Origin of the sequence: Ferrovibrio terrae (genome assembly GCF_943372915.1) — a bacterium.
GTDB classification, from domain to species: Bacteria; Pseudomonadota; Alphaproteobacteria; order Ferrovibrionales; family Ferrovibrionaceae; genus Ferrovibrio; species Ferrovibrio terrae_A.
On record NZ_CALSAN010000005.1, the window covers coordinates 144,388 to 169,047 of the forward strand.

The 24,660-nt window shown below is 64.2% G+C and carries 19 protein-coding genes; 13 read left to right on the forward strand and 6 right to left on the reverse strand.

Annotation, left to right across the window (positions count from 1 at the left end):
* Positions 1–28: 28 nt before the first annotated feature.
* Positions 29–895, forward strand: coding sequence for a MaoC/PaaZ C-terminal domain-containing protein (locus AAG821_RS05560; protein ID WP_341911568.1), 867 nt, complete (start codon positions 29–31; stop codon positions 893–895).
* Here the strand turns inward: AAG821_RS05560 and AAG821_RS05565 are convergent.
* On the reverse strand, positions 892–2,604 hold the full coding sequence (locus AAG821_RS05565) for an EAL domain-containing protein (RefSeq protein ID WP_341911571.1): 1,713 nt from the start codon (positions 2,602–2,604) through the stop codon (positions 892–894). The genes AAG821_RS05560 and AAG821_RS05565 overlap by 4 nt on opposite strands.
* 223 nt (positions 2,605–2,827) lie before the next feature.
* On the opposite strand from AAG821_RS05565, the gene AAG821_RS05570 reads away from it, so the two are divergent.
* The gene (locus AAG821_RS05570) at positions 2,828–4,531 is read left to right on the forward strand and encodes an AMP-binding protein (protein ID WP_341911572.1); all 1,704 of its coding nucleotides are present in this window, start codon (positions 2,828–2,830) and stop codon (positions 4,529–4,531) included.
* Positions 4,532–4,597: 66 nt separating this feature from the next.
* Here AAG821_RS05570 and AAG821_RS05575 read toward each other — a convergent pair whose 3' ends face one another.
* Positions 4,598–5,539, reverse strand: a complete 942-nt coding sequence (locus AAG821_RS05575; protein ID WP_341911574.1) for a dihydrodipicolinate synthase family protein — start codon at positions 5,537–5,539, stop codon at positions 4,598–4,600.
* A gap of 76 nt (positions 5,540–5,615) precedes the next feature.
* Between AAG821_RS05575 and AAG821_RS05580 the strand changes: the two genes are divergently transcribed.
* A complete protein-coding gene (locus tag AAG821_RS05580) occupies positions 5,616–7,736 on the forward strand; it encodes a methyltransferase domain-containing protein (protein ID WP_341911577.1) in 2,121 nt (706 codons plus the stop codon).
* 15 nt (positions 7,737–7,751) lie between these two features.
* On the opposite strand, the gene AAG821_RS05585 is transcribed toward AAG821_RS05580, so the two are convergent.
* Positions 7,752–8,537: an aldolase/citrate lyase family protein gene (locus AAG821_RS05585; protein WP_341911578.1), complete on the reverse strand. Its 786-nt coding sequence runs from the start codon at positions 8,535–8,537 to the stop codon at positions 7,752–7,754.
* A 149-nt stretch (positions 8,538–8,686) separates the two neighbouring features.
* Between AAG821_RS05585 and AAG821_RS05590 the strand changes: the two genes are divergently transcribed.
* The 7 genes from AAG821_RS05590 to AAG821_RS05620 all read left to right on the forward strand — a co-directional run bounded on the left by AAG821_RS05590 (position 8,687) and on the right by AAG821_RS05620 (position 18,453).
* Positions 8,687–9,211, forward strand: coding sequence for a chemotaxis protein CheW (locus AAG821_RS05590; protein ID WP_341911580.1), 525 nt, complete (start codon positions 8,687–8,689; stop codon positions 9,209–9,211).
* A 178-nt stretch (positions 9,212–9,389) separates the two neighbouring features.
* On the forward strand, positions 9,390–11,699 hold the full coding sequence (locus AAG821_RS05595) for a methyl-accepting chemotaxis protein (RefSeq protein ID WP_341911582.1): 2,310 nt from the start codon (positions 9,390–9,392) through the stop codon (positions 11,697–11,699).
* A 205-nt stretch (positions 11,700–11,904) separates the two neighbouring features.
* Positions 11,905–13,917, forward strand: a complete 2,013-nt coding sequence (gene tkt / locus AAG821_RS05600) for a transketolase (protein ID WP_341911584.1) — start codon at positions 11,905–11,907, stop codon at positions 13,915–13,917.
* Between the two features lie 107 nt (positions 13,918–14,024).
* Positions 14,025–15,803, forward strand: coding sequence for a lipid A export permease/ATP-binding protein MsbA (gene msbA, locus AAG821_RS05605; protein ID WP_341911586.1), 1,779 nt, complete (start codon positions 14,025–14,027; stop codon positions 15,801–15,803).
* Positions 15,804–15,847: 44 nt separating this feature from the next.
* Entirely contained in the window at positions 15,848–16,558 is a 711-nt protein-coding gene (locus tag AAG821_RS05610; protein ID WP_341911588.1) for a lysophospholipid acyltransferase family protein, read from the forward strand.
* The gene (lpxK, locus tag AAG821_RS05615; RefSeq protein ID WP_341911590.1) at positions 16,551–17,558 is read left to right on the forward strand and encodes a tetraacyldisaccharide 4'-kinase; all 1,008 of its coding nucleotides are present in this window, start codon (positions 16,551–16,553) and stop codon (positions 17,556–17,558) included. The genes AAG821_RS05610 and lpxK overlap by 8 nt, the downstream gene beginning before the upstream one ends.
* On the forward strand, positions 17,551–18,453 hold the full coding sequence (locus tag AAG821_RS05620; protein WP_341911592.1) for a lauroyl acyltransferase: 903 nt from the start codon (positions 17,551–17,553) through the stop codon (positions 18,451–18,453). The genes lpxK and AAG821_RS05620 overlap by 8 nt, the downstream gene beginning before the upstream one ends.
* 3 nt (positions 18,454–18,456) lie before the next feature.
* On the opposite strand, the gene AAG821_RS05625 is transcribed toward AAG821_RS05620, so the two are convergent.
* Genes AAG821_RS05625 through xseA form a run of 3 tightly spaced genes read right to left on the reverse strand, consistent with a single transcriptional unit; the run spans position 18,457 to position 20,950 of the window.
* The gene (locus AAG821_RS05625) at positions 18,457–19,278 is read right to left on the reverse strand and encodes a M23 family metallopeptidase (RefSeq protein ID WP_341911593.1); all 822 of its coding nucleotides are present in this window, start codon (positions 19,276–19,278) and stop codon (positions 18,457–18,459) included.
* Positions 19,275–19,496 carry a DUF2093 domain-containing protein gene (locus AAG821_RS05630; RefSeq protein ID WP_341911594.1) on the reverse strand — a complete coding sequence of 74 codons (222 nt, stop codon included), beginning with the start codon at positions 19,494–19,496 and terminating at the stop codon, positions 19,275–19,277. The genes AAG821_RS05625 and AAG821_RS05630 overlap by 4 nt, the downstream gene beginning before the upstream one ends.
* Positions 19,496–20,950 (reverse strand): exodeoxyribonuclease VII large subunit, encoded by a 1,455-nt coding sequence (xseA, locus tag AAG821_RS05635; RefSeq protein WP_341911596.1) that lies wholly within the window; start codon positions 20,948–20,950, stop codon positions 19,496–19,498. Before xseA ends, AAG821_RS05630 begins: the two co-directional genes overlap by 1 nt.
* Before the next feature lie 85 nt (positions 20,951–21,035).
* Here xseA and purD point away from each other — a divergent pair, with 85 nt between their 5' ends.
* The 3 genes from purD (at position 21,036) to AAG821_RS05650 (ending at position 24,635) form a co-directional block, all read left to right on the forward strand.
* On the forward strand, positions 21,036–22,304 hold the full coding sequence (gene purD, locus AAG821_RS05640) for a phosphoribosylamine--glycine ligase (protein ID WP_341911598.1): 1,269 nt from the start codon (positions 21,036–21,038) through the stop codon (positions 22,302–22,304).
* 204 nt (positions 22,305–22,508) lie between these two features.
* On the forward strand, positions 22,509–23,576 hold the full coding sequence (locus AAG821_RS05645; RefSeq protein ID WP_341911600.1) for a phosphotransferase: 1,068 nt from the start codon (positions 22,509–22,511) through the stop codon (positions 23,574–23,576).
* A 3-nt stretch (positions 23,577–23,579) separates the two neighbouring features.
* A complete protein-coding gene (locus AAG821_RS05650; protein WP_341911602.1) occupies positions 23,580–24,635 on the forward strand; it encodes a phosphotransferase in 1,056 nt (351 codons plus the stop codon).
* Positions 24,636–24,660 lie beyond the last annotated feature (25 nt).

A 24,660-nucleotide genomic window follows, 5' to 3' on the forward strand; every position in this document is an offset into this window, starting at 1 on the left:
GAATACAGGACGAATTAAGGGAGGAACCATGGCGATTGTCTATGACGAACTGATCGCGCTCGATATCCCGGCCCGCGAGGTGAGCTACACCGACCGCGAAACCATGCTCTACGCCCTGAGCGTCGGCATGGGCCAGGACCCGATGGACCTCGACGAACTGCCCTTCGTGTTCGAGAAAAACCTGATGGCCCTGCCCAGCCTGTCCACCGTGATCTGCTGGGACGACAGCTGGACACCGCGCACCGGCATCAACTACGTGATGGTGGTGCATGGCGAACAGCGCATCACCCTTCACAAGCCGATGCCAGCCACCGGCCGGGTGAAGTCGAAAATCCGCATCAAGGACGTGTTCGATAAGGGCGCCGGCAAGGGCGCCATCATGCTGGTGGAAAACACCATCAGCGATGCCACCAGCGGCGACACGCTGGTCACGCTGCTGTCCACCACCTTTGCCAGAGGAGACGGCGGTTTCGGCGGCCCGCTGCGCAAGCCTGAAGAGCTGCCGCCCAAGCCGCATGTCATCCCCGACCGCGCCGCCGATGCGGGCGTGACGCTGAAGACGCAGCCCAACCAGGCGCTGTTCTATCGTTTATGCGGCGACCGCAATCCGCTGCATGCCGAGCCGGCCTTTGCCACGGCGGCCGGTTTCCCGCGGCCGATCCTGCATGGCCTGTGCACCTATGGCATTGCCGTGCGCGCCGTGGTGAAAGCGGCCTGCGGCCACGATCCGTCCAGGATCGCCGATATCAACGCGCGCTTCACCGCGCCGGTGTTTCCCGGCGAGACCATCCACACAGAGCTTTGGCGCGATGAGAATATCGTGTCATTCCGCGCCCGGGCGGTGGAGCGCGACGTGGTGGTGCTGGATCACGGGCGGGTGGAGCTGCGCGGCTAGCGCCGGTTCAGTTTGAACTCGTTGGGGCTGCGGTGGTTGCCGGGTGCATCATCCAGCCGCAGCGGCTCCATCTGCGGCACGGCTTCGGGATAACCAAACAGATAGCCCTGGCCGTAATCGATGCCGAAATCGAGCAGCAGGCGGGCCTGGTCCTCGGTCTCCACCATCTCGGCCACGGTGCCGATCTTCAGCTCCTTGCACAGCCAGACCATGCCCTTGAGGATGGCCTGGTCGCGCATCTGGCCCTGGGTCTGCAACGCCTTCACATAGGCACCGTCGATCTTGACGTAATCGACCTCCAGCGCCTGCAGATAGGGGAAAGAGGCCGCGCCGGCGCCGAAGTCGTCGAGACAGACGGAATGGCCGTCCTCGCGCAGCTGGCGCACCGCATTGGCGGCATGCACCAGGTTGGTGATCTGGGTCGATTCCGTGATTTCAAAGATCAGCTGCCGGCGCAGGCCCGGATCGTCGGCCATGATCTCGCGCAGGGCGGCCATGAAGACCGCACTTTCCAGGCTGTGGCCCGACAGGTTGACGGCGACATCGATGATCTCGCCCTGGCGGCGCCGCTCAGCCAGCATCTCAACCACGCGATGCACCACGGCGAGATCGAATTCGCCGATCATGTGCACGCCTTCAGCCAGCCGGATGGTCTCGAACGGCGAACCGCCATCCTCGAAACGCGACAGCGCCTCGTAATGATGCAGCGTGCGGGTATCCAGCCGCACGATCGGCTGGAACACCAGTTGGAACTGCCGGCTGGCCACCGCAGAGCGCAGCGCGCGCACGCGCGACACCGTCTTCTGCAGCAGGGCCTTCAGGCTCTCTTCGGTGGAATGCAGGGCAAAGGCAGCGGCACCTTCGCTGGCAAACCGGTCAACGGCGAAGGCCATGGCACTGGCGGCATCCTCGTCGCTCATCGCCTTCAGATGCAGGTCCAGCGTGGCGCCGCGCACGCCCAGCGTCTCCACCACCTCGGCAACGGCGGCGCCGCCGCTCTTCTTGATCAGGCTGCGCACCTGTTCGGCCACCGCGTCCTGGTCGATCGTGCTGGCATGCAGGATGCTGTATTTCTCGGAATCGATCTGGCCCGCCGTGTCGCCGCCAATCGACTTGGCGCGGATCAGCGCGCCGACATCGCCCATCAGGCTCTGGCTTTCATCGGGCCGCAGCGATTCGACCAGTTCCTTCAGGCCGACGATCTCGATCAGGGTCAGCTTCACTTCCGAGCCCAGCTCGCGCGCCAGCTTCAGTCGGTCGCCGGCCAGGGCCTCGAAATCGTCAGAGCCGAGCAGGCCGGTCTGGTAATCCCGCTTGTTGAGCAGCGCGGTTTCCGCCTGCGGCAGCCGGGCATTGGACAGCGTCAGGTAATAGCGGCCGTCCTGCCGCGGCAGGCAACAGCCACCCAGCACGCAGATGGCGCCGGGGCTGCCATCCGCCTGCAGCAGGCGCACGGTGACCGGCTCGATCCGGCCACCGACCGGCAGGCCGGCCAGCAGGTTGAGCACGAAATGGCGGTCAGCGTCGTCGATCAGTTCGGCGAATTTGCTGCCAAGCAGCGCTTCGGCCTCGGCGCCGGCAATCAGCCGGGCAGCGCCGGAGGCGAAAGTGATCAGGCCCTCGCCGGATACTTCCAGCATCAGGTCGGCCGCGGAGAAGGCGAAGGCGACAAAACGGTCGCGCTCCGCCCGCATATCCTTGGCGCCCATTCTGGCCTCGTGTGGAAACATGAAAATTCGGCCCGGAGTGTGCCAGCCGCCGCCGGACGGCGCAACCCGGCGCCCGGGTTATACACAGGGTCTGCCGCCGCCCGGATGAGCCGAATTGGCTTGACGCTGCGCCACGTTGCTTTGATGCCGGCCGGTTCCTAGAATGGGCCGGTCCGGGCCGGTGCAGCCGGCCGGACCCTGACTAAGTCTAGGGGGATAAATAATGACCGCTCCGTTCTGGGAAAAATCCTATCCGGCCGGTGTGACCTGGGCGCAGAATTTCCAGGCAAAACCGATCTGGACCCTGCTCGACGATGCGGTGGCCCGCTTCGCGCCGAACCCCTGTCTCGATTTCATGGGCAAGGGCTACACCTATGCCGCGGTCTCCGATCTGGTCGATCGCGCCGCCAAGGGCTTCCAGCAGCTCGGCGTCGGTCCCGGCGTGCATGTCGGCCTGTTCCTGCCCAACACGCCGCATTACGTGATCTGCTTCTTCGCCATCCTCAAGGCCGGCGGCCGGGTGGTGAATTACAGCCCGCTCGATGCCGAACGCGAGCTGCGCTACAAGATCGAGGATAGCCAGACCGACATCATCGTCACCCTCGATCTCAAGGCGCTGTATCCCAATATCGCCAAGATGATCGGCACCACGCGCCTGAAAAAGGTGGTGGTCTGCCGCCTGCCCGATGTGTTGCCTTTCCCCAAGAACCTGCTGTTCCCGCTGGCCAAGGGCAAGGAAATCGCCGCCGTCCCCACGGACGACAAGCATATCCGATTTGCCGACCTGATCGCCAATGACGGCCGCTACACGCCGCATCCGGTGAAGGACCCCGCCGAGGAAGTGGCGATCCTGCAATATACCGGCGGCACCACCGGCCAGCCCAAGGGCGCCATGCTGACGCATGGCAACATCACCGCCGCCGTCCATATGTATGGCAGCTGGACCGAAGGCAACCAGCTGCTCAACCTGGACGACGGCAAAGAGCGCGTGCTCATGGTGCTGCCGATGTTCCACATCTATGGCCTGAGTGCCGTGCTGCTGCGCATGCTGACCATCGGCGCGCAGTTCTTCCTGCATCCCCGCTTCGAGCTGAAGGCCGTGGTGGAAGACCTGCACAAGAAGAAGATCAGCATCTTCCCCGGTGTGCCGACCATGTATGCCGCCATCGTCAACCTGCCCAACCTGAAGGATTACGATCTTTCGGCGCTGAAATTCTGCGCCTCGGGCGGCGCGCCGCTGCCGGTGGAAGTGCAGGACAAGTTCGAGCAGGTGACCGGCCACAAGATGATTGAAGGCTGGGGCATGACCGAGACCTCGCCGGCCGGCACACAAACCGTCTATGGCGGCAAGCGCAAGCGCGGCTCCTGCGGCCTGCCGCTGCCGGGCGTGACCATCGAGATCGTCGATGTGGATGACCCACTGAAGGTGAAGGGCATCAACGAAACCGGCGAGATCTGCATCACCGGGCCCAACGTTATGAAGGGCTACTGGAACAAGCCGGAAGCCACGGCAGAAGCCTTTGCCGGCGGCCGTTTCCACACCGGCGATGTCGGCTATATCGACGAGGATGGTTATATCTTCATTGTCGACCGCAAGAAGGACATGATCCTGTCGGGCGGCTTCAACGTCTATCCGCGCAATATCGAGGAAGCGATCTACGAGCATCCCAGCGTCGAGGAATGCACCGTGATCGGCATCCCGGACCAGTATCGCGGCCAGTCGGCCAAGGCCTTCATCAAGCTGAAGCCCGATGCCAAACCCTTCACCTACGAAGAAGCGAAAGCCTTCCTGAGCGACAAGCTGGGCAAGCATGAAATGCCGGCGGCCATCGAATTCCGCGACGCGCTGCCCAAGACCCTGATCGGCAAACTGTCGAAGAAGGAACTGGTCGAGGAAGAAAAGAAGAAGGCCGGCGGCGGCGGCTGAGCCGGCCACATCGGAGAAAGGAAAAGCCCCGGCATGCCGGGGCTTTTTTTACATCACCTGACCGCCCTACTCGGCCGCCCGCGCATCCGCGAGGCCGGCATCCCAGGCTCTCAGCGCCTGCGCCGTCGGCGCGACCCGCTGGCGCTCGGCCGCATTCAGCCCGGTCATCAGCGGCAGCATCGGCCCCATATCGGCAATGCCGGCCAGCGTCACGGCATCATGCAGGGTGCGGATCGGGCTGATGCCATCGCGCAGGTCCTCCAGCGGCAGATAGGCCTCACGCAACCGTTCAGCCGCGGCCCAGTCGCCGCGCTTGATCGCCTGCAGCAGGGCCATCGAACCGCGCGGCGCCACGCAGACCGAGCCCGAGGTGAAACCGCCCAGGCCAAACTGGCGCAGATGCGTGATCGCCGGCCGCTCGCCGATGCCGCTGATCACCAGCTTGGCATCGACATGGTCGAGCAGTTTTTTCAGATAGTCGTCCTGGGCCGGGTCGGGGCGGACGGTGCCGTATTTGACGGCACAGACCATGCCCTCGGTCACCAGCCGGCCAGCGGCCTCCGGCGCGATATAGTTGTCGGACTTGATATACAGGATGATCGGCTTGCCCATGGTCACGGCGGCCCGGCGCAGGCCGGTCTCGATTCCCTCCGAGGTGGCGGGGAAGGTCATCGGCAGCGCCATGGCGGTCGGCACCTTGGAACCGCGCAGGATGCGGGCCTGGTCGATCAACTTGCCGTAATCGGGGCCGAAGGAGGGAATCAACCAGGTGTCGGGACCGGCCGCGTCGACCAGGAAATCCAGTACCTCGGCATATTCACCGACGGCAATATTGTAGAAATTGGCGTTGCCGCCATACATCAGGCTGCGCACGCCGCCGGCCTCGAGATAGCCGATCAGCTGGCGATTCGCGTCTTCATTCAGGGTCAGGTCGGAATAGCGTGCCAGCGGGGGCACGGCGAACACGGATGCGGCCAGATCGGCCGCGGTGACGGACGTCGTCTTCATTCTTTTTGCTCCAACTGGGCGCTTCCCCTACTAATCTGCTAGAGTAATCACCTTCCGTCCCCTGCTGCAAAGCGAAATGTCGCTTCCCGATTCCAAAGCCATCGCCGAAAAAGCCCATCTGCTGCCCATTCTGCGGGCTGCGATGCGTGCTATCGAGGGCGGGCAATTCGAGCAGGCCGAGGGCTTCCTGGACAGCCTGCTGCAGCAGGAACCCGACTTCGCCGATGCCATCCACCTGAAAGGCTATATCGCGCTCCAGCGCGGCAACCTCGATCTGGCCCGCAGCCTGGTCGAGCGCGCCATCGCCATCGATTTCCACTTCGAGAACTATCACCTCACGCTCGGCCATATCCTGCTCGCTGCCGGCGACCGCCAGGCGGCTCAGACCAGTTTCGGCAGCGCCATCGTGCTGAACCAGAAGATGCCAGATCCCTATATCGGACTGGCGCATCTGTTCATCGGCGAGGGTGCGCTGGATGCGGCGATCGGCGCGCTGCAAACCGCGCGCCCGCTGGGCAACCAGAAGCATCCGGAAGTGAACTACATGCTCGGCTTTGCCCTGATGGCCAAGGGCGATGCCAAGAACGCGATGATGTATTTCGGCCGCGCGCTGCAGGCCGCACCTGATGTGGTGCGTTACAAGGTGGGTTTCGCGCGTTCGCTGCGCGACCTGCGGCTGAAGAAGCCCGATCCCGGCCTGATCGCCATGGCCCTGCCGCTGCTTGGCAGCCCGGGCATCGAACCGCGCGACCTCGAACCGCTGATCGAAAGTGCCATCCGCCTGGACCCGATGTTCATCGCCCTGTCCGCTGTCGATCCCCTGCCGCCCGCAGCCGTGGCTGCTGTGCTGTCCAGGCCCGATGCACCGGATCTGGCCGCCATCGAGCCCCTGGCGGCCTGGCTGGCCCATGGCCTGGTCAGCCATCCGGGAATCGCCAATCGCCTGATGGCCCTGCGGCGCGGCCTGCTGCATCTGGCCGTGCATCAACCGTATCAGCTTGAACGCCACCGACGCTTCATCGCCCTGCTGGCGATCCGGGCCTTCCAGTCGGAATATATCGATCGTGTTGCGCCAGACGAGCAGGCCTTGCTGCAGCAACTTGATGCCGCATTGGCGACTCTGGAAGCCGATGCCGCCGCCGACCGGTTTGCCGTCTTTGCCATCTATCAGCCGCTATACCGGCGCAGCGATGCCGAACGTCTGGTCGCCATCACCTGGCCGTTCGACTATGCCGATCTCAAGCGCAGCCAGCTCGATGAGCCTCTGGCTGAGCGCCAGATCGCGGCCAGCATGCCGGCACTGATGCCGATCGAGGATGCGACCAGCCGCTTCGTGCAGGAAATGTACGAGGAAAGTCCCTTCCCACGCTGGCATCAGCCCATCCTGGGCACACCGCTCAGTGTGCCGGTGCGCCTGCGCACCGCTCTGCCGATGCAGACCATTCCCGCCAGTCGCGTCGCCAAGCCTGATGTGCTGGTGGCCGGTTGCGGCACCGGGCTGCATGCCATTCTGGCCGCCACCAGCTATCTCGATGCCAAAGTCCTGGCCATCGACCTCAGCCGCACCAGCCTCGCCTATGCCAAACGCAAGGCCGATGAGATCGGCGTGGCCAATGTGGAATTCGCCCAGGCCGATATCCTGCAGATCGGCGCCATCGACCGCCGCTTCGATGTGATCGAAAGCTTTGGCGTGCTGCACCATCTGCGCGATCCGGCTGCCGGCCTGGCGCAGCTGGTGAAACTGCTCAGGCCTGACGGCTATATGATGCTGGGGCTGTATAGCGAGATCGGCCGCCGCGATGTGGTGGCGGCACGCGAACTGATCGCCAAACACGGCTACAGCGACAGTCCCGATGATGTGCGGCGCTTCCGCCACGATGTGCTGCGGCTGGCGCCCGATCTGGCCATGCGCCTGATGCAGTCCAGCGCCTTCCACACGCTGAGCGACCTGCGCGACCTGGTGTTCCATCGCCAGGAGCATCGCTATACCCCCGCCCAGCTGCGCCTGCTGATCGACGAGGCGGGCCTGGAGTTTCTGGGCTTTGAATTCAACTCGCCGAAGCCGCTGACCGGCTATCGGGCCCGGTTCCCCCAGGATCTCACCGCCGCCAATCTTGACAACTGGGCGACGGTGGAACTGGAGAATCCGGGCCTGTTCAGCAACTGCTACCGCTTCTGGGTCAGGCACAAGGCCTGACCGCAGTGCTGTCGATCAGCTACGCCCGATATGGGCACGGAAACGCTTGGCCAGGTCGCGGGTGGACTTGGTGAGCAGCCCCTGATCGACACCGACGGCGACGAAGGTGAAGCCGGCATCGAGATAACGCCGTGCATCATCCTCATCCGGCGCCAGAATGCCGGCCGGCATGTTGGCCTCCCTGCACAGCTTCAGCGCCCGCATGATCTCGGCCTGCGCCTCGGGATGGGCGGCATTGCCAAGATGGCCGATGCTGGCCGACAGGTCGGCAGGACCGATGAAGATGCCGTCCACGCCCTCTACAGCCGCCATCTGCGGGATGCGATCGACCGCATCCCGGGTCTCGGCCTGCAGGATCACACCGATCTCAGTGTCTGCTTTGGCATGATAGTCGGCCACCAGACCATAGCGGTTGGCGCGCTGGTTGCCGGAAACACCGCGGATGCCTTTGGGCGGATAGCGCGTTGCAGCCACGGCCTTCCTGGCTTCTTCCACATTCTGCACAAACGGCAGCAGCAGGTTGGGCGTGCCGATATCAAGGAAACGCTTGATCATCACCGCGTCATTCCACGGCGGACGCACGACAGGGCTGGCGGTATTCGCATCGATCTGCATGGCCTGCAGTTGCTGCATCACCATCGGCAGTTCGTTCGGAGAATGTTCGGTGTCCAGCACGATCCAGTCGAAGCCGGCCGTGGCCAAAATCTCGGCGACAATATTGCTGCACAGTGAGCACCACAGTCCGATCTGCGGCCGCCGCTCCTTGAGCGCGCGCTTGAACATATTGGCGGGCAATTGCATGATTTGGCCTTCCTCCCCTAAAATCCTTAGACGGACGGAGATACAACAATCAATAAAACGCGGCGGCACAAGGGGTATCTGTGCTAAAAACGCCGAATAGGAACAGACCGTTCCGACCGGATCGGAACTTCAGCGGCAAGGAGGTTGTCATGGCTCAACTACCCACGACCCAGGGAGCCGATCTCTTGAGCAGCAACGAGTATCTCACCTTCGCTATCGACAGCCAGCAATACGGCATCGACATTCTCAGTGTGCGCGAGATTCGCGCCTGGACCGAGGTGACCAACCTGCCGAACACGCCAGACTTCGTGCGCGGCATCATTAACCTGCGCGGCACCATTGTGCCGATCTATGATCTGCGTGTGCGCTTCGGCGGCGGTCGTACCACACCGACCCGCATGCATGTCGTCATTGTCGTGGTCGCGGCAAACGGCACCTTCGGCCTGCTGGTCGATTCCGTGTCTGACATCCTGTCCATCGACCAGCGCGACCTGCAGACCGTGCCGAATACCGGCATGGCAGACGAGCACCAGTTCCTCAGTGCGCTGGTGGCACGCGAGGAGCGCATGGTGTCGATCCTGGATCTCGACCGCCTGGTCAACCAGAGCACCGCGGAGCAGATGCAGCAAATCGCGGATCAGCAGGAGCAATCCACGGTGGCCATCGCATCCTAGTTGTAGATTTGCATTTGCAAGGATTTTAGGCGCGACTCGCTAACGCCGCCTTACCCGCTCTGGGGTTAAATATTGATAACGTAAGACTTTTACGGCAGCGCCCACCCCCAAAGTCCAGCTAACCTTGCGTGGCTGACAGCGTTGCAAAAATTGCAGCGCGCTTTGGGGGATATTTCTCATGCCGAGCTTTTCGATCCGCACCACGCTGGGCCTGGTCATTGGCGTTCTGGGTATCATGCTGGTCGCACTCAGCGTCATCTCGCTGAATGAGGCGATCCAGCACAATCGCGCCGCGCAGAAGGTGGCGACGCTGGCCCCGATCAGCCAGTCCTTCTTCCGCAGTCTGCAGCAGCATCGCCTGGAACGTGGCAATATCATGATCGTGTTCCGCGCCGAGGCGCCCGCGGTGAAAGACACCGTGGACAGCATCACCACCCAGCGCGACGGCGCGATTGAAGGCTTCAATGCCGGGTATGCCAGCCTTGCCGCGCTCACCGACCTGCCCGGGTCGGCGCCGGTGCTGGCCAAGCTGAAAACAGCGCATGATGCGGTCAATGCCATGCGCCCCAGGGCAATGACCCTGATCGGCCAGCCCAGGGCCCAGCGCGACGCGCAGGTCATGCAGGACTGGCCGCGAGTCACCCAGGGCTATCTTAACGCCGTGCAGGAAGCGTCAGATTTCCTGGAAGTGTCGCTGCAACTGGTTGACCCCGGTGTCGATCAGTTGCTGAGCGTGAAACAGAATGCCTGGACGATGCGCAATTATGTCGGTTCGCTGGTGCTGCGCATCCTGTCGACGATGTCTGCCGGCCAGAGCTGGACTGTTGCCGAAGCGATGGCGCATGCGGAGGATGATGGTCGCGTTGCCACCGCCTGGGGCATCGTCTCCGATATCGCCTCCCGTAGCGAGACCCCTCCCGCCCTGCGCGAGGTGGTCAATACCGCCAAGAGCTTCTTCACCGGCCCTCTCGGCACGGAACGCCAAGCCATCGTCAAGGCCTTCAGCGCGGGGCAGCCCTCGCCGATCGAACAGTCGAAATACCAGCCGACCGTGACCGAGAGCCTCAACATGCTGAACGCCATCGCCAACACGGCGCTGGACGAGCTGATCAAGCGAGCCAATACGCAGATGGCCCAGACGCAGCAAAGCGTGATCATCAGCGGCGCAGTGCTGCTCGCAGCCATCGGTTTCACCGCCTTCGGCTTCCTGATCGTGCAATGGCGTGTCAGCGGCCCGATCCAGCGTATGACCACGGCCATGCAACGCCTGGCCAATCGCGACCTCCAGGTCGAGATTCCCTTTGTCGATCGCGGCGCCGAGATCGGCCAGATGGCACAGGCCGTACAGGTGTTCAAGGACAGCATGATCGCCCGCGAGCAGGCTGAAGAGGATGTCGCGCGGCAGCGCGAGGAATCGGAAAGCCGGCGCCAGGAACGCGAAGAGCGCGAGAAAGCCGCCGGCGAGGAAATCGCCGCGCTGGTCAACAAGGTGGCACAGGGCGATCTCTCCACCCGCATCGACGAGGCCGGCAAGAGCGGCTTCTTCCTCTCCACCAGCCAGGAACTGAACCGCCTGGCCGCCACGCTGCAGGCGATGACCGAAGAACTGGCCACCGCCATGAATGCCATGGCCGGCGGCGATCTCAGCAAGATCGTGCGCGGTGACTATCAGGGCGTCTTCGGGCAGATCAAGGGCGGCGTCAACGGCATGTCTGAACGCATGCGCGATTTCGCCGGGCGCCTGACCATGACGGCGCAATCGGTGAAGGTGGCCTCCGATGAAATCTCCACCGGCAGCCAGGATCTGGCCAGCCGCACGGAAAGCCAGGCCGCTTCGATTGAGGAAACTGCCGCCTCGATGCACGAGATCACCGCAACGGTGAAGCAGAATGCCGACAATGCGCAGGCCGCCAACCAACTAGCGGTGGCGGCGCGCGATACGGCGCAGAAGGGCGGCGCGGTGGTCAGCGATGCCGTTACCGCCGTCACCAAGATCGAGGCGAGCGCACAGAAGATTTCCGACATCGTCGGCCTGATCGACGAGATCGCCTTCCAGACCAACCTGCTGGCGCTGAATGCCAGCGTGGAAGCTGCCCGCGCGGGCGAAGCCGGCAAGGGCTTTGCCGTGGTGGCGCAGGAGGTGCGTGCGCTGGCCCAGCGCTCGGCCAATGCCTCGAAGGACATCAAGGCGCTGATCGCGGAATCCAATGCGCAGGTGAAAACCGGCGCGACCCTGGTGAACCAGACCGGCGGCTCGCTCACCGAGATCGTCGGCGCCATCAAGAAGGTGTCGGATATCGTGGCCGAGATCGCCGCCGCCAGCCGCGAGCAGGCCACCGGTCTGGAGCAGATCAATACCGCCGTCGGCAGCATGGACGAGATGACCCAGCGCAATGCCGCCCTGGTGGAGGAGACCACCGCCGCCGCGCAAAGCCTGGCCGGACAGGCCAACGAACTGGCCGGCCTGGTCGGCTTCTTCAAACTCTAGAAAGCCCCCGGACCCGCCGCGGTCCGGACCGACTCTGAGGCTGCGTTTCACCCCGCCCGTCCGCCGCGCCTGGCAGACGGCAGGCGAGCGGGAATCGTGCACCCTTTTCAATGACTTCCGGCTGCAGGCCAGCATGGGTTGACGGACCCCGCTTTGCCCGGCAAGGTCCGCCCGCTTTTGCCGCCTCTGATGCCGGATTCCCCCAATGCTGCAGCCTGCCGCCGCCCCTCGCCATTCCGCCCCGGTCAGCCATGCCGATATGGCCAATGCCATCCGGGCGCTCGCCATGGACGCGGTCCAGGCCGCCAATTCCGGCCATCCCGGCATGCCGATGGGCATGGCCGATGTCGCCACCGTGCTGTTCAGCCGTTTCCTGAAATTCGATCCGCAGAGCCCGACCTGGCCCGACCGTGACCGTTTCGTGCTGTCGGCCGGCCATGGCTCGATGCTGATCTATGCGCTGCTGTACCTGACCGGGTACAAGGATATGACGCTGGACGAGTTGAAGCGCTTCCGCCAGATCGGCGCGCGCACTGCCGGCCATCCGGAATTCGGCCATGCCGGCGGCATCGAAACCACCACCGGCCCGCTCGGCCAGGGCATCGCCACGGCGGTGGGCATGGCGCTGGCCGAACGCGCCATGGCGGCGCAGTTCGACGGCAAGCTGGTTGACCACTACACCTATGTGATTGCGGGCGACGGCTGCCTGATGGAAGGCATCAGCCATGAAGCCATCTCGATGGCCGGCCATTTGAAGCTGAACAAGCTGATCGTGCTGTGGGACGACAACCAGATTTCCATCGACGGCCCGACCAGCCTGTCGGTGTCAGACGACCAGCTGAAGCGCTTCCAGGCCAGCGGCTGGGCCACCATCGCCGTCGATGGCCATGACGCGGAAGCGGTTGCCGGCGCGATTGCCGCCGCCCAGAAGAGCGACAAGCCGAGCCTGATCGCCTGCCGCACCGTGATCGGCTATGGCGCGCCAACCAAGGCCGGCACCTCGGCCACCCATGGCTCGCCGCTCGGCGCGGAAGAAATCAAGGGCACGCGTGAAAAACTCGGCTGGCCGCACGCCCCCTTCGAGATTCCCGATGCGATCCTGAAGGCCTGGCGCGATGTCGGCGCCGCCGGTGCTGCCAAGTCGGCCGCCTGGAGCAAGCTGCACGACGCCCTGCCGGCCGCCCAGCGCGCCGAATGGGGCCGCCGCATCAAGGGCGACCTGCCGGCCGATTTCGCCAAGACGATCTCTGCCTACAAGCAGAAACTCGCCGCCGACAAGCCGAAATGGGCGACCCGCAAGTCGTCGCAGATGGCGCTGGAAATCATCAACCCGGTGGTGCCGGAAACCCTCGGCGGTTCGGCCGATCTCACCGGCTCGAACAACACCAAAACTGCCGGCCTCAATCCGGTGAAGCCCGGCGACTACAGCGGTCGCTACATTTATTATGGCGTACGTGAACACGGCATGGCGGCTGCCATGAACGGTATCGCCCTGCATGGCGGCCTGATCCCTTATGGCGGCACCTTCCTGGTCTTCACCGACTACTGCCGGCCCTCGATCCGCCTCTCTGCGCTGATGGAACAGCGCGTCATCTACGTGATGACGCATGACTCGATCGGCCTGGGCGAAGACGGCCCGACGCATCAGCCGGTCGAGCATCTGGCCGCGCTGCGCTCCATCCCCAATCTGCTGGTGCTGCGCCCGGCCGATGCGGTGGAAACCGCAGAAGCCTGGCAGGTGGCCCTGACCCAGAGCCATCGCCCCAGCGTGCTGGCCCTTACCCGCCAGGATCTGCCGGCGGTGCGCGTCACGCATACAGAAGAAAATCTGGTCGCCAAGGGCGGCTACGAACTGCTGGCTGCCGAAGGTGGCGCCGCCAAGGTGACGCTGCTGGCCACCGGCTCGGAAATTGCCATCGCGGTGACAGCCCGCGATCTGCTGCAGAAGGACGGCGTGCCGACCCGGGTGGTCTCGATGCCGAGCTTTGAACTGTTCAACGGCCAGGACGAGGCCTATCAGGAAAAGACGCTTGGCCCGGGCACGGTGCGCATCGCCGTCGAGGCTGGCGTGCGCCAGGGCTGGGACCGCTATCTGGGTATCAAAGGCGGTTTCGTCGGCATGAGCAGCTTTGGGGCCTCGGGCCCCTATGAGCAGCTCTACAAGCATTTCGGCATCACCCCGGAAGCCGTGGCCGCAGCCGCCAAACAGCGTCTTTAACGCCAGAAAGGCGCAGCAGCAGCGTTTTCCTACCCGGCCATATTGGCCGGAGCAGTGGCTGCATGCTATAGCAGCCGGCGTAACTCCTTGATCGGGACGGATTTCCGGTGACTTCACCTGCCTCTTCCGAGGACCGCCAGCCAGCCCATGCCAGCAGCACCAAACTGCTGCGACGTTTGCTGGCAGAGCAGGTGCGACCGCATCTGGGCTCTCTCACCCTGGCACTAACCGCCATGATCGTGGTGGCTGCCATGACGGCCGCCACTGCCTGGCTGCTCAAACCTGCCATCGACCAGGTCTTCACCCAGCGTGACCCCTACTGGACGCTGATGATCCCGATCGCCGTGGTGATCGTGGTGGTGGTGAAGGGTGTAGCAACCTATTTCGAAGGCACGCTGATGACCAGTTTCGGCGAAAAGGTCATCGCCGACACTCAGATCCGGCTCTATAGCCACCTGATCCATGCCGACCTTGCCTGGCTGCACAACATGCATTCTGGCAAGCTGATTTCCAGCTTTCTGTTCGACGCCACGCTGCTGCGCGAAGCCGTCACCAAGGCGCTGACCGGCATGGTCAAGGATTCCTTAAGCCTGGTTTTTCTGACCGGCGTGATGTTCAGCATGAACTGGCAATTCGCGCTGATCGTCTGCGTGATTTTCCCCTTCGTCGGCCTGAGCACGCGCCGCCTGGGCAAGAGGGCCCGCAAGAACTCCGCACGCGGCCAGCAGGAAACCGGCAAATTGACGACGATCTTGAGCGAAACCTTTGAAGGTGCGCGCATGGTCAAAGCCTATGGCATGGAGCAGCGCGAAATCGATCGTGCCCGCGCTTCAGTCGATACGCGCCTGAGCCATCTGATGAAAGTGGTGCGTGCCCGCGCCGCTGCCAGCCCAACTACCGAGGCACTCGGCGGCGTCGCGGTGGCCGTGGTCATCTATATCGGCGGCAATAGCGAAACACTGACGCTCGGTACGCTCACCGCCTTCATTTATGCCGCGCTCACGGCTTACCAGCCACTCAAATCCCTGGCCAATTTCCAGACCGCGATGCAGGAAGGCCTGGCCGCCGCCGACCGCATCTTCACCATTCTCGACATCAAGCCGACCATCGCGGAACGTGGCGGTGCCAAACCGCTGCAGGTCGCCGGTGGCGAAATCCGCCTGGACAATGTCAGTTTCCGCTATGCTGCCGATAAGACCGCACTGAGCAATGTCAGTCTGCTGGTCCCGCCTGGCAAGAAAGCCGCCCTGGTCGGGGCCTCGGGAGCAGGAAAGTCCACCCTGCTCAATCTGGTGCCCCGTTTTTACGATGCCAGCGCAGGCAGCGTGCTGATCGATGGCCAGGATGTGCGCGACGTGACACTTGCATCGTTGCGCCGCAATGTCGCGCTGGTCAGCCAGGAACTGACGCTGTTCGACGACACCATTCGCGCCAACATCGCCTACGGCCGGCCCGAAGCGAGTCAGGCCGAGATCGAAGCCGCCGCGCGCCATGCCGCAGCTCATGACTTCATCATGGAGCTGCCACAGGGCTACGACACAGCGGTAGGCGAGAATGGCGTGAAACTGTCGGGTGGCCAGCGCCAGCGCGTCGCGATTGCGCGCGCCATGCTGCGCGATGCGCCGATCTTGCTGCTGGATGAAGCAACCAGCGCACTAGACTCTGAATCCGAACGCCTGATCCAGACGGCGTTGAGCGAACTGATGCGCGGTCGTACCACGCTGGTGATCGCGCATCGCCTGTCAACCGTGATCGATGCCGATGTGATCTTCGTGCTCGATCATGGCCAACTGGTCGAACAGGGCAGCCATGCCGAGCTGCTGGCGCGCAACGGCGCCTATGCCCGGCTATATGCGACCCAGTTCGCCGTCGAGACCCCCGCCTGAGCATGCATCCGTCGGTCAAGCGGCTGCTGCGGAGCGCGCCCTTCGTGCGGGTCGTGTCAAATACCATTGCCCTCTATATCCGGTTGGTCCATGCCACCTCGCGCTGGCAGACGCTCGGACTCGAACATCCCAGGCAATTCTGGAATGCCGAGCAACCCTTCATCGCTGCCTTCTGGCACGGGCGCCTGCTGCTGATGCCGCCGGCATGGACCGTCAAGAAACCCATGCATGTTCTGATCTCGCAGCATCGCGATGGCGAAATGATCGCCCGTACCATGGACCCCTTCGGTATCGGTACCATCCGGGGGTCATCCGCCAAGGCCGGCAAGAAGGACAAGGGCGGCCGTGCCGCCCTGCGCAGCATTCTTGAAGCCCTGCGACAAGGCGAATACGTCACCTTCACCCCGGATGGTCCACGCGGACCGCGCATGCGGGCCGGCCCCGGCATTGTGGCTGCCGCCCGCCTGGGCCGGGTGCCGATCGTGCCGGCGACCTATGCCGTAGTGCGCCGCCGTGTGATAAACTCATGGGACCGCTTCATCCTGCCCTGGCCGTTCAACCGGGGGGTTTTCATCTGGGGCGAGCCGATCGATGTGTTTACCGATACTACCGAAAGCTTGGAGCAGGCGGCCTTGCGCGTCGAAATCGCCATGAATGCCCTGTGCGAACAGGCCGACCGGCTGTGCGGCCATACCCCGATTCCGCCAGCCGACCAGCCGGCCTCCTCGCCCGCACCCTCTGGGAGCCATGCCTAGGGCCGCGCCGCGCTTCTGGCAGGCTGGCACGGCGTCCCGGCTGCCGGGCCTGTTGCGTCCCCTGGCAGCTGTCTACAGCCTTGGCAATCGCCTGAACCAGCGCATGACCGCCGCCCAGGACATCGGGGTACCGGTGCTATCGGTCGGCAATCTGGTGGCTGGTGGCGCTGGCAAGACGCCCACAGCCATCGCCATTGCCCAGCGGCTGGTCGCGCTTGGCCGCCATCCGCACATCGTCAGCCGCGGCTATGGCGGTCGCCTGAGCAGCCCGGTGCGGGTAGACCTGAACCGCCATCATGCTGCCGATGTGGGCGACGAGGCCCTGCTGCTGGCACTGGCCGCCCCCACCTGGATCGGCAGTAACCGCCCGGCCGCTGCCCGTGCCGCCGTGGCTGCCGGCGCCGATTGCATCATTGCCGACGATGCGCACCAGACCTACGCCCTCGCACGCCGACTTAACCTGCTGGTGGTCGATGGCGGCTATGGCTTCGGCAACGGGCTGCAACTGCCGGCGGGGCCACTGCGCGAGTCGGTCGAGGATGGCCTGGCGCGCTGCAATGCCCTGGTGGTAATCGGCCCGCGCAGCGTGACACTGCCCGATTTCGGCCGTCGCCCGGTGTTCAATGCCACCCTGGAACCCAATGCTGCCGATGCGGTACGCCTGCGCGGTCGCCGCGTGCTGGCCTTTGCCGGCATTGGCCGCCCGGAGAAGTTTTTCACATCCCTGCAACAGCTGGGTGCGACGGTGGTGCAGACCGCCACCTTCCCCGACCACGCGCCCTATACCCCCGATACCGTGATGCGGCTTGTTGAAACTGCCCATAGCCTGAATGCCATTCCGGTGACCACCGCGAAGGACCAGGTGCGGCTGCCGGCCAATGCCCATGCCATGGTCGATGTGCTGCGCGTATCGCTGGCCTTTGCCGAGCCGCAGGCCTTCGATACCTATCTGCAGAAACAGCTGCCACCGGTGCAGAAGCAGGCTCATCCCCGTGCGTAAAATCCTGTTCCCGCGTGCCGAGCCACATGAGTATGTTGCCGCCTGGGGTGCCCGGCTGGCGCTGGCGCTGTTCAGCGCCCTGTCGCTGGATCAGGCCTCCGCTGTTGGCGGCTGGCTCGCGCGCAGGCTGGGTCCGCGGCTGGGCGTACACAAGCACGCGGCCCGCAATCTCGCCCGTGCCCTGCCGGACCTGACACCCGCACAGCAGCAAGCCGTGCTGAACGGCATGTGGGACAATCTCGGCCGGGTAATGGCAGAATACGCCCATCTCGATGATCTCGGCGCCGAGATTGCAGCCCGCACTGACCGTGTCGAGGTGATCGGCACCGAACATGTGGATGCCATCCTGGCCGCCGGCCGGCCAACAATCTTTTTCTCCGCCCATTACGGAAACTGGGAGCTGCTTGGCCTTGTCGCAACCCGCTATGGCCTGCCGCTGGTGCAGGTCTATCGTGCAGCCAACAATCCCCTGACCGAAGAATTGCTGCAGGGCCTGCGCAGCGCCGTGGGCGGCCGGCTGGTGCCCAAGGGCATGCAGGCGGCGCGCGAACTGATCAAGGCGCTGAAACAGAATGAATCACTGGCCATGCTGGTCGACCAGAAGCTCAGCACCGGCATCGCCGTGCCGTTTTTCGGTCGCGATGCCATGACGGCACCGGCCATCGCCGAACTGGCGCTGCGCGCCGGCTGCCTGGTGGTGCCGGCCTATGTCGAACGCCTGAATGGCGCGCGTTTCCGCGTCACCGTCCAAGCAGCGATCCGGCTGGAAGATACCGGCGAGCGCGAGCGCGATGTCTACAATGCCATGCTGCGCATCAACCAGACGATTGAAGGCTGGATCCGCGCCCGCCCCGACCACTGGTTCTGGGTCCACAGGCGCTGGCCGAAAGACTGAGCTTTATTCTTTGGGCAGCAGGCGCTGCGGGTCGAGCCGCACGTCGAACCAGTTGAGCCGCCAGTCCAGATGCGGGCCGGTGGCGCGCCCGGTGGCGCCCACAGTACCGATCTGCTCGCCCTGTTTCACGCGCTGCCCCACCTTCACGCTCACGCTGTGCAGATGCGAGTAGGCCGAATTGATGCCCATACCATGGTCGATGATGATGGTGCCGCCGGTGAAATAGATATCCTTCTCGGCCAGCGTCACCTCGCCATCCACCGGCGCCACCACCGGGCTGCCAGTAGGGGCTGCGATATCGAGGCCAAAATGCGGCGTGCGCGGCTCGCCATTCAGGATCCGCTGGCTGCCATAGACACCCGAGACCGGGCCTTTTGCCGGCCAGATCCAGGTCTGCAGGAAATCCTGGCGCGGCGTGTTGCGCTGGCGCGCGGCGGCGATCTGCGCATTCTCGCGCTTGATACGCTCCAGCACGGCAGGCGGCGGCGTCACCTGCGCCGGCGGCAGGCCATCGATGCGCTGGATGTCATATTTCTGCGGCGCGATCTGCAGCACGCGCGCCTCGCTCTGGCCACCGCTGTGACTGACCGCCAATGTCACGGTTGCCGGCTCGTCGCGGCCGAAGCCGAAGACGAAACGGCCATCTTTGGCCACCGGCACAGGGCGCTCGCCCAGTTTCAGCGTGATGCCCGGCTGCGCCATGCCGATCACCAGGCCGCCCTGGCTGAAATCACCCTGCCAGTTCACGCCGGCTGGCGGCTGATTGGACTGCGCGAGCGCCGCGCCGCTCAACAGCATCAGTAAAACAGCCAGCCAGCGCATCATGCGCGCTTCACCGGATCGCTGACCATACCGCGCGTCGCCACCACTGCATCGGCATAGGCCTCCTGGCGGTCCACGCTCCAGTAACGCAGCCGCTCAAGCGGGATGCGCACGCCGGTCACCGAGCAGGTGACATAGGAGCCGGGAAAAACGATGTCAAAAGTGCCATGCCGGTAATGCACCCGGGCCTCGATCTCGCGCGGCAGCGGCGGGCTTTGCATCAGAACAGACTTTCCTGCTTGACCGGTTTAGCCGCCGCCGGGGCGGGCCGCTTTGGCGACGGTGTTGTGCCGCCGACAATCTGCGCATCGCGACGGCCATCCTGCATCTCGATGGCAACCATCGCGCCCGGCGCCATGGCCGCGGCAGAATTCAGCGCACGACCATCGGCGCCATAGACCACGGCGAAACCGCGGGCCAGTACATTGCGATAGGACAGGCTCTCCAGCAGCTTGGCCGGTTGGGTCAGGCGCTGCATCGCATCGGCCTGGCGCTGGCGGATCGCCCGCAGCAGCCGCGCATCGGCATCCTTCAGGCGGCGGCCATAGTCGGCCACCTCGCGTTTCAGCAAGGCCGGCCGCAGCTTGGCCATGGCGGTTTCCATACGGGCGCGCTGTGCCGATACGCCAACCCGCAGGGCATGCCGCAGGCGATCGGACAGATCGTCAAACCGCTGGCGTGCCATGTCGAGCTGCTCACGCGGACCGCGCAGACCACGCCCCAGGCTGTCGAGATGGCGGCGCTTTTCCTGCGCCAGACGCGTCATGCCGCGACGCAGGCGCTCGTCCAGGCCGGCCACATCGGTGACCAGATCGAGCCGCACCGGCACGGCCATTTCGGCTGCCGCCGTCGGCGTCGGCGCGCGGCGGTCGGAGGCGAAATCGATCAGCGTGGTATCGGTTTCATGGCCCACCGCAGAGATCAGCGGAATATCGGACGCGGCGGCGGCGCGCACCACCACCTCCTCATTGAAGGCCATCAGATCTTCCAGGCTGCCGCCGCCACGCGCCACGATCAGCAGATCGGGCCGCGGCACCGCGCCATCCTCGGGAAGCGCATTGAAGCCACGGATCGCCTTGGCCACCTGCTCGGCCGCACCCTCGCCCTGCACCAGCACCGGCCAGACCAGCACATGGGTGGGGAAACGGTCGGCCAGACGATGCAGGATGTCGCGGATCACCGCACCCGTGGGCGAGGTCACCACGCCGATCACGCGCGGCAGATAGGGCAGCGGACGCTTGCGCTCAGGTGCGAACAGGCCTTCGGCGGCCAGTTTCTGCTTGCGCTGTTCCAGCAGGGCCATCAGGGCGCCAAGGCCCGCCAGCTCCATGCGCTCGACCACCATCTGATACTTGGAGCGGCCGGGATAGCTGGTCAGCTTGCCCGAGCAGATCACCTCCATGCCGTCCTCGGGCTTCACGCCCAGGCGGGCGGCACTGCCCTTCCAGCACACGCCATCCAGCACCGAATCGGCGTCCTTCAGGGAGAAATACAGATGGCCCGAGGCGGCCCGCTTGAAGCCGGAAATCTCGCCCCGCACCCGCACCCAGCCGAAGCTCTCCTCGATGCTGCGTTTCAGGCGCAGGGAAAGCTCGGTAACCGTATATTCCGGCACGTTTCCCGGGGCGGCCGGGGGGGCGCCTTGGGGGCCTGCGGAGGGCTCGAAATCGCTCATTCGGGAAGCCTTGCGTCTGCTGGGCCCATGATACAAACATTGCCGCCATTCCTCCAGTCGCCAATCCTGAAACGGGTCAGCAGACATGAATCTTCTCGTCATCGGATCGGGCGGGCGCGAGCATGCCCTGTGCTGGGCGCTGAGCGCCTCGCCGCTGGTCAACAAGCTGGTCTGTGCACCGGGCAATGTCGGCATCGCCCAGGTGGCCAAACTGGCGCCGGTCGATCCGCTCGACTTTGACGGCATACTCAAGCTGTGCCGTGACGAGCATATCGATTTTGTCGTGGTTGGCCCGGAAGTACCGCTGGTGGCTGGCCTGGTTGACCATCTGGAAGCGGCCGGCTTTGCCTGCTTCGGCCCGACCAAGGTGGCCGCGCAGTTGGAAGGTTCCAAGGGTTTTGTGAAAGACCTCGCCACCAAATACGGCATCCCAACCGGCGCCTATGGCCGCTTTAAAGACAAGGCCAGCTCCGACGCTTATATCCGCCAGCAGGGCGCCCCCATCGTGGTGAAGGCCGACGGCCTGGCCGCCGGCAAGGGCGTCACCGTGGCGATGACACTGGATGAAGCATTGGCCGCCAATGCCGCACTGTTCACCGAAGCAGGCGCCGAAGTGGTGATTGAGGAATTTCTCGAAGGCGAGGAGGTCAGTTATTTCGCTCTGGTCGACGGCAAGCACATCCTGCCGCTGGCCGCCGCGCAGGATCACAAGCGCGTGGGCGATGGCGATATCGGGCCGAACACTGGCGGCATGGGCACTTATTCGCCGGTGCCGGCACTCAGCCCAGCGCTGGAGCGTGCGATCGTCGATACCATCATCCAGCCCACCGTGGATGCCATGGTTACTGAAGGCATGCCGTTTAAGGGTGTCCTGTTCGCCGGCATTATGCTGACCAAGTCCGGCCCCAAACTCTACGAGTACAATGTCCGCTTCGGGGATCCGGAGTGTCAGGTGCTGATGCTGCGTCTGAAATCCGACCTGCTGCCGGCGCTGATGGCAGCGCGCGATGGCGTGCTGAAGGATTTCGACCTGCGCTGGAAGGACGAGGCAGCACTCTGCGTCGTGATGGCTGGCGAGGGCTATCCCGGCGAACCGCGCAAGGGCACGCGGATCGAAGGCCTTGATGCCGCTGCGGCCGAGCCTGATACGATTGTGTTCCATGCCGGCACCCAGGCAGGCCCTGATGGCGCGATCCTGGCCAATGGCGGCCGCGTGCTGGGCGTCTGCGGTCTGGGCAAGACCATCGGCGCGGCACAGGCCCGTGCCTATGCGGCTGTGGACAAGATCCGCTGGCCCGAGGGCTTCTGCCGTCGCGACATTGGCTGGCGGGCTATCGCCCGCGAACAGCAATAATGGGGCTGGCGGGCCATTGCGCGTGAGTCCCGGGCCCGCGAACAGAAAACTGATCGCAGACCAACAATAACAAGGGCATCGGCCCCGCGGCCATAGGACGAAAGGCTGGATCGCGGATCGGCGGTTGCGCCGGGTGCTGCCGCATGGCTATCGTAGCCCCGGACGCTCAGTTGCCGCGTCCCAATGAGACGAGGAAACGATAGCATGAGCGACCAGGACCGCTTCGTTGGCACCATGCCGGTGCAGGAGCGCCATAAATTCGATGAAGCCGCGCTGGAACACTGGCTCAAGCAGAATGTTGCAGATTACCGCGGCCCGCTGACCGTCCAGCAGTTCAAGGGCGGCCAGTCGAACCCAACCTTCATGCTGGTCACTCCCGATCGCAAATACGTGCTGCGGCGCAAACCGCCGGGCAAGCTGCTGCCATCGGCCCATGCCGTCGACCGCGAATACCGGGTGATCACCGCGCTGGGCCAGACCGAAGTGCCGGTCGCCAAGACCTACGGCCTGTGCGAAGACGACAGTGTGATCGGCACGGCCTTCTATGTGATGGACTGCGTCGAGGGCCGCATCTTCTGGGACCAGCGCCTGCCCGGCATGAACCGCGAGGAACGCGCCGGCATCTTCGATGCCATGAACCGCACGATAGCCGCTTTGCATAAGGTGGATTACACCGCCATCGGCCTGGGCGATTATGGCAAGCCGGGCGATTATTTCGCCCGCCAGATCAGCCGCTGGAGCAAGCAGTACAAGGCATCCGAGACGGAATCGATTCCGGCGATGGACAAGCTGATCGAATGGCTGCCGGCGCATATCCCGCCGGGCGAGGAAACCAGTATCGTCCATGGCGATTACCGCATGGACAACATGATCTTCCATCCCACCGAACCGCGCGTGATCGCGGTGCTGGATTGGGAGCTGTCCACGCTGGGCCATCCGCTCGGTGATTTCAGCTATCACCTGATGTCATGGCGACTGGCGCCGGAGACCTTCCGCGGCATTGCCGGGATCGACTTTGCCGCCCTGGGGATTCCGACCGAGCAGGACTACATGGCTGCCTATTGCAAGCGCACCGGCCGCGACGGGATTCCGCATCTCGACTTCTACATGGCCTATAACATGTTCCGCATCGCCGGCATCCTGCAGGGGATCATGGGACGGGTGAAAGACGGCACCGCCGCCAGCCAGCATGCGATCGAGTCCGGCAAACGGGCGAAACCGATCGCCGAACAGGCCTGGGCGCTGGTGGAGCGCATCACAGGGGGCAAATAGCCGATGGCAGCCGCCGACCTGACCCCCGTACAACCGCACCACCGGTTCGACGAGGCCAGGCTGGCGGCGTATCTCGCCAGGCATTTGCCGGATTTCAAACCACCGCTGACGGTGCAGCAGTTCAAGGGCCCTGCCGCCAGCCCGGCTTTCATGCTGCACAGTCCCGGCCGCAATTTCGTCTTGCGCAAGCGCAGCCAGCCCAAGAAGGGCTGCAGCATGGCAGAATCGATCGAGCGCGATTTCAGCCTGCTGCGCGCTCTGCATGATGCCGGCCTGCCCATCGGCCAGCCGCAGCTCGCCTGCACCGATGACAGCGTGATCGGCGCCCCTTTCTACCTGCTCGACTATGTGCCCGGGCGACATTTCCGCGACCCCAACCTGCCCGGCATGGATGCCAAGCAGCGCCACGCGCATTACGAGGCCATGGCAGAGACTCTGGCCCGTCTGCACAACCTGCTGCCGGCTGAAACCGGCCTGCCGACCAATGGCAGCGGGCTGGATTACCTCAACCGCCAGGTCACCGCCCTGATCGAGCAATACCGTGCCAATGCCACGGATGCGATTCCGGCCATGGACCGGCTGCTCGCCTGGCTGCCGGCGCATGTGCCGACCGATGATGTCACCAGCTTGATGCATGGCAATTTCCGCCTTGAAAGCCTGGTGTTCCATGCCAGCGAGCCACGCGTCGTTGCCGTGCATGACTGGGATCTGGCGTTAATCGGCCATCCACTCGCCGATCTGGCGATCAACTGCATGCCCTGGCGCGTCACCATTCCCGGCATGGGTAGCCTGCAGGGTATCGATTTCATCGAAAGCGGCATTCCTGGCGAACCCGACTATCTGAATGCCTATTGCCGCTACAGCGCGCGCGAGACAATCCCGCACTGGAATTTCTATCTGGCTTTTGCGCTGTTCCGTGTTGCCGTGATGGCGCAAGGCATCGTCAAGCGCGGCAATGCCACAACGCCGGCAGCCGCACAGGCCCTGAAAGTCTACAGCGCCCTGGTCCGCTCGGTGGCCAACCAGGCCTGGAACCTGGTGGGCAGCGACGAAGACTGAACTCAACACAAAAAAAGGCGCCCCC

Excerpts from the sequence above, each read along its gene's own strand:
- AAG821_RS05645 (WP_341911600.1), top strand. The coding sequence starts at position 22,509 with ATGAGCGACCAGGACCGCTTCGTTGGCACCATGCCGGTGCAGGAGCGC.
- AAG821_RS05595 (WP_341911582.1), top strand. The coding sequence starts at position 9,390 with ATGCCGAGCTTTTCGATCCGCACCACGCTGGGCCTGGTCATTGGCGTT.
- AAG821_RS05625 (WP_341911593.1), bottom strand. The coding sequence starts at position 19,278 with ATGATGCGCTGGCTGGCTGTTTTACTGATGCTGTTGAGCGGCGCGGCG.
- AAG821_RS05580 (WP_341911577.1), top strand. The coding sequence starts at position 5,616 with ATGTCGCTTCCCGATTCCAAAGCCATCGCCGAAAAAGCCCATCTGCTG.
- xseA (WP_341911596.1), bottom strand. The coding sequence starts at position 20,950 with ATGAGCGATTTCGAGCCCTCCGCAGGCCCCCAAGGCGCCCCCCCGGCC.
- tkt (WP_341911584.1), top strand. The coding sequence starts at position 11,905 with ATGCTGCAGCCTGCCGCCGCCCCTCGCCATTCCGCCCCGGTCAGCCAT.
- AAG821_RS05570 (WP_341911572.1), top strand. The coding sequence starts at position 2,828 with ATGACCGCTCCGTTCTGGGAAAAATCCTATCCGGCCGGTGTGACCTGG.
- AAG821_RS05630 (WP_341911594.1), bottom strand. The coding sequence starts at position 19,496 with ATGCAAAGCCCGCCGCTGCCGCGCGAGATCGAGGCCCGGGTGCATTAC.
- purD (WP_341911598.1), top strand. The coding sequence starts at position 21,036 with ATGAATCTTCTCGTCATCGGATCGGGCGGGCGCGAGCATGCCCTGTGC.
- AAG821_RS05650 (WP_341911602.1), top strand. The coding sequence starts at position 23,580 with ATGGCAGCCGCCGACCTGACCCCCGTACAACCGCACCACCGGTTCGAC.
- AAG821_RS05585 (WP_341911578.1), bottom strand. The coding sequence starts at position 8,537 with ATGCAATTGCCCGCCAATATGTTCAAGCGCGCGCTCAAGGAGCGGCGG.
- AAG821_RS05575 (WP_341911574.1), bottom strand. The coding sequence starts at position 5,539 with ATGAAGACGACGTCCGTCACCGCGGCCGATCTGGCCGCATCCGTGTTC.
- AAG821_RS05590 (WP_341911580.1), top strand. The coding sequence starts at position 8,687 with ATGGCTCAACTACCCACGACCCAGGGAGCCGATCTCTTGAGCAGCAAC.
- AAG821_RS05565 (WP_341911571.1), bottom strand. The coding sequence starts at position 2,604 with ATGGGCGCCAAGGATATGCGGGCGGAGCGCGACCGTTTTGTCGCCTTC.
- lpxK (WP_341911590.1), top strand. The coding sequence starts at position 16,551 with ATGCCTAGGGCCGCGCCGCGCTTCTGGCAGGCTGGCACGGCGTCCCGG.
- AAG821_RS05560 (WP_341911568.1), top strand. The coding sequence starts at position 29 with ATGGCGATTGTCTATGACGAACTGATCGCGCTCGATATCCCGGCCCGC.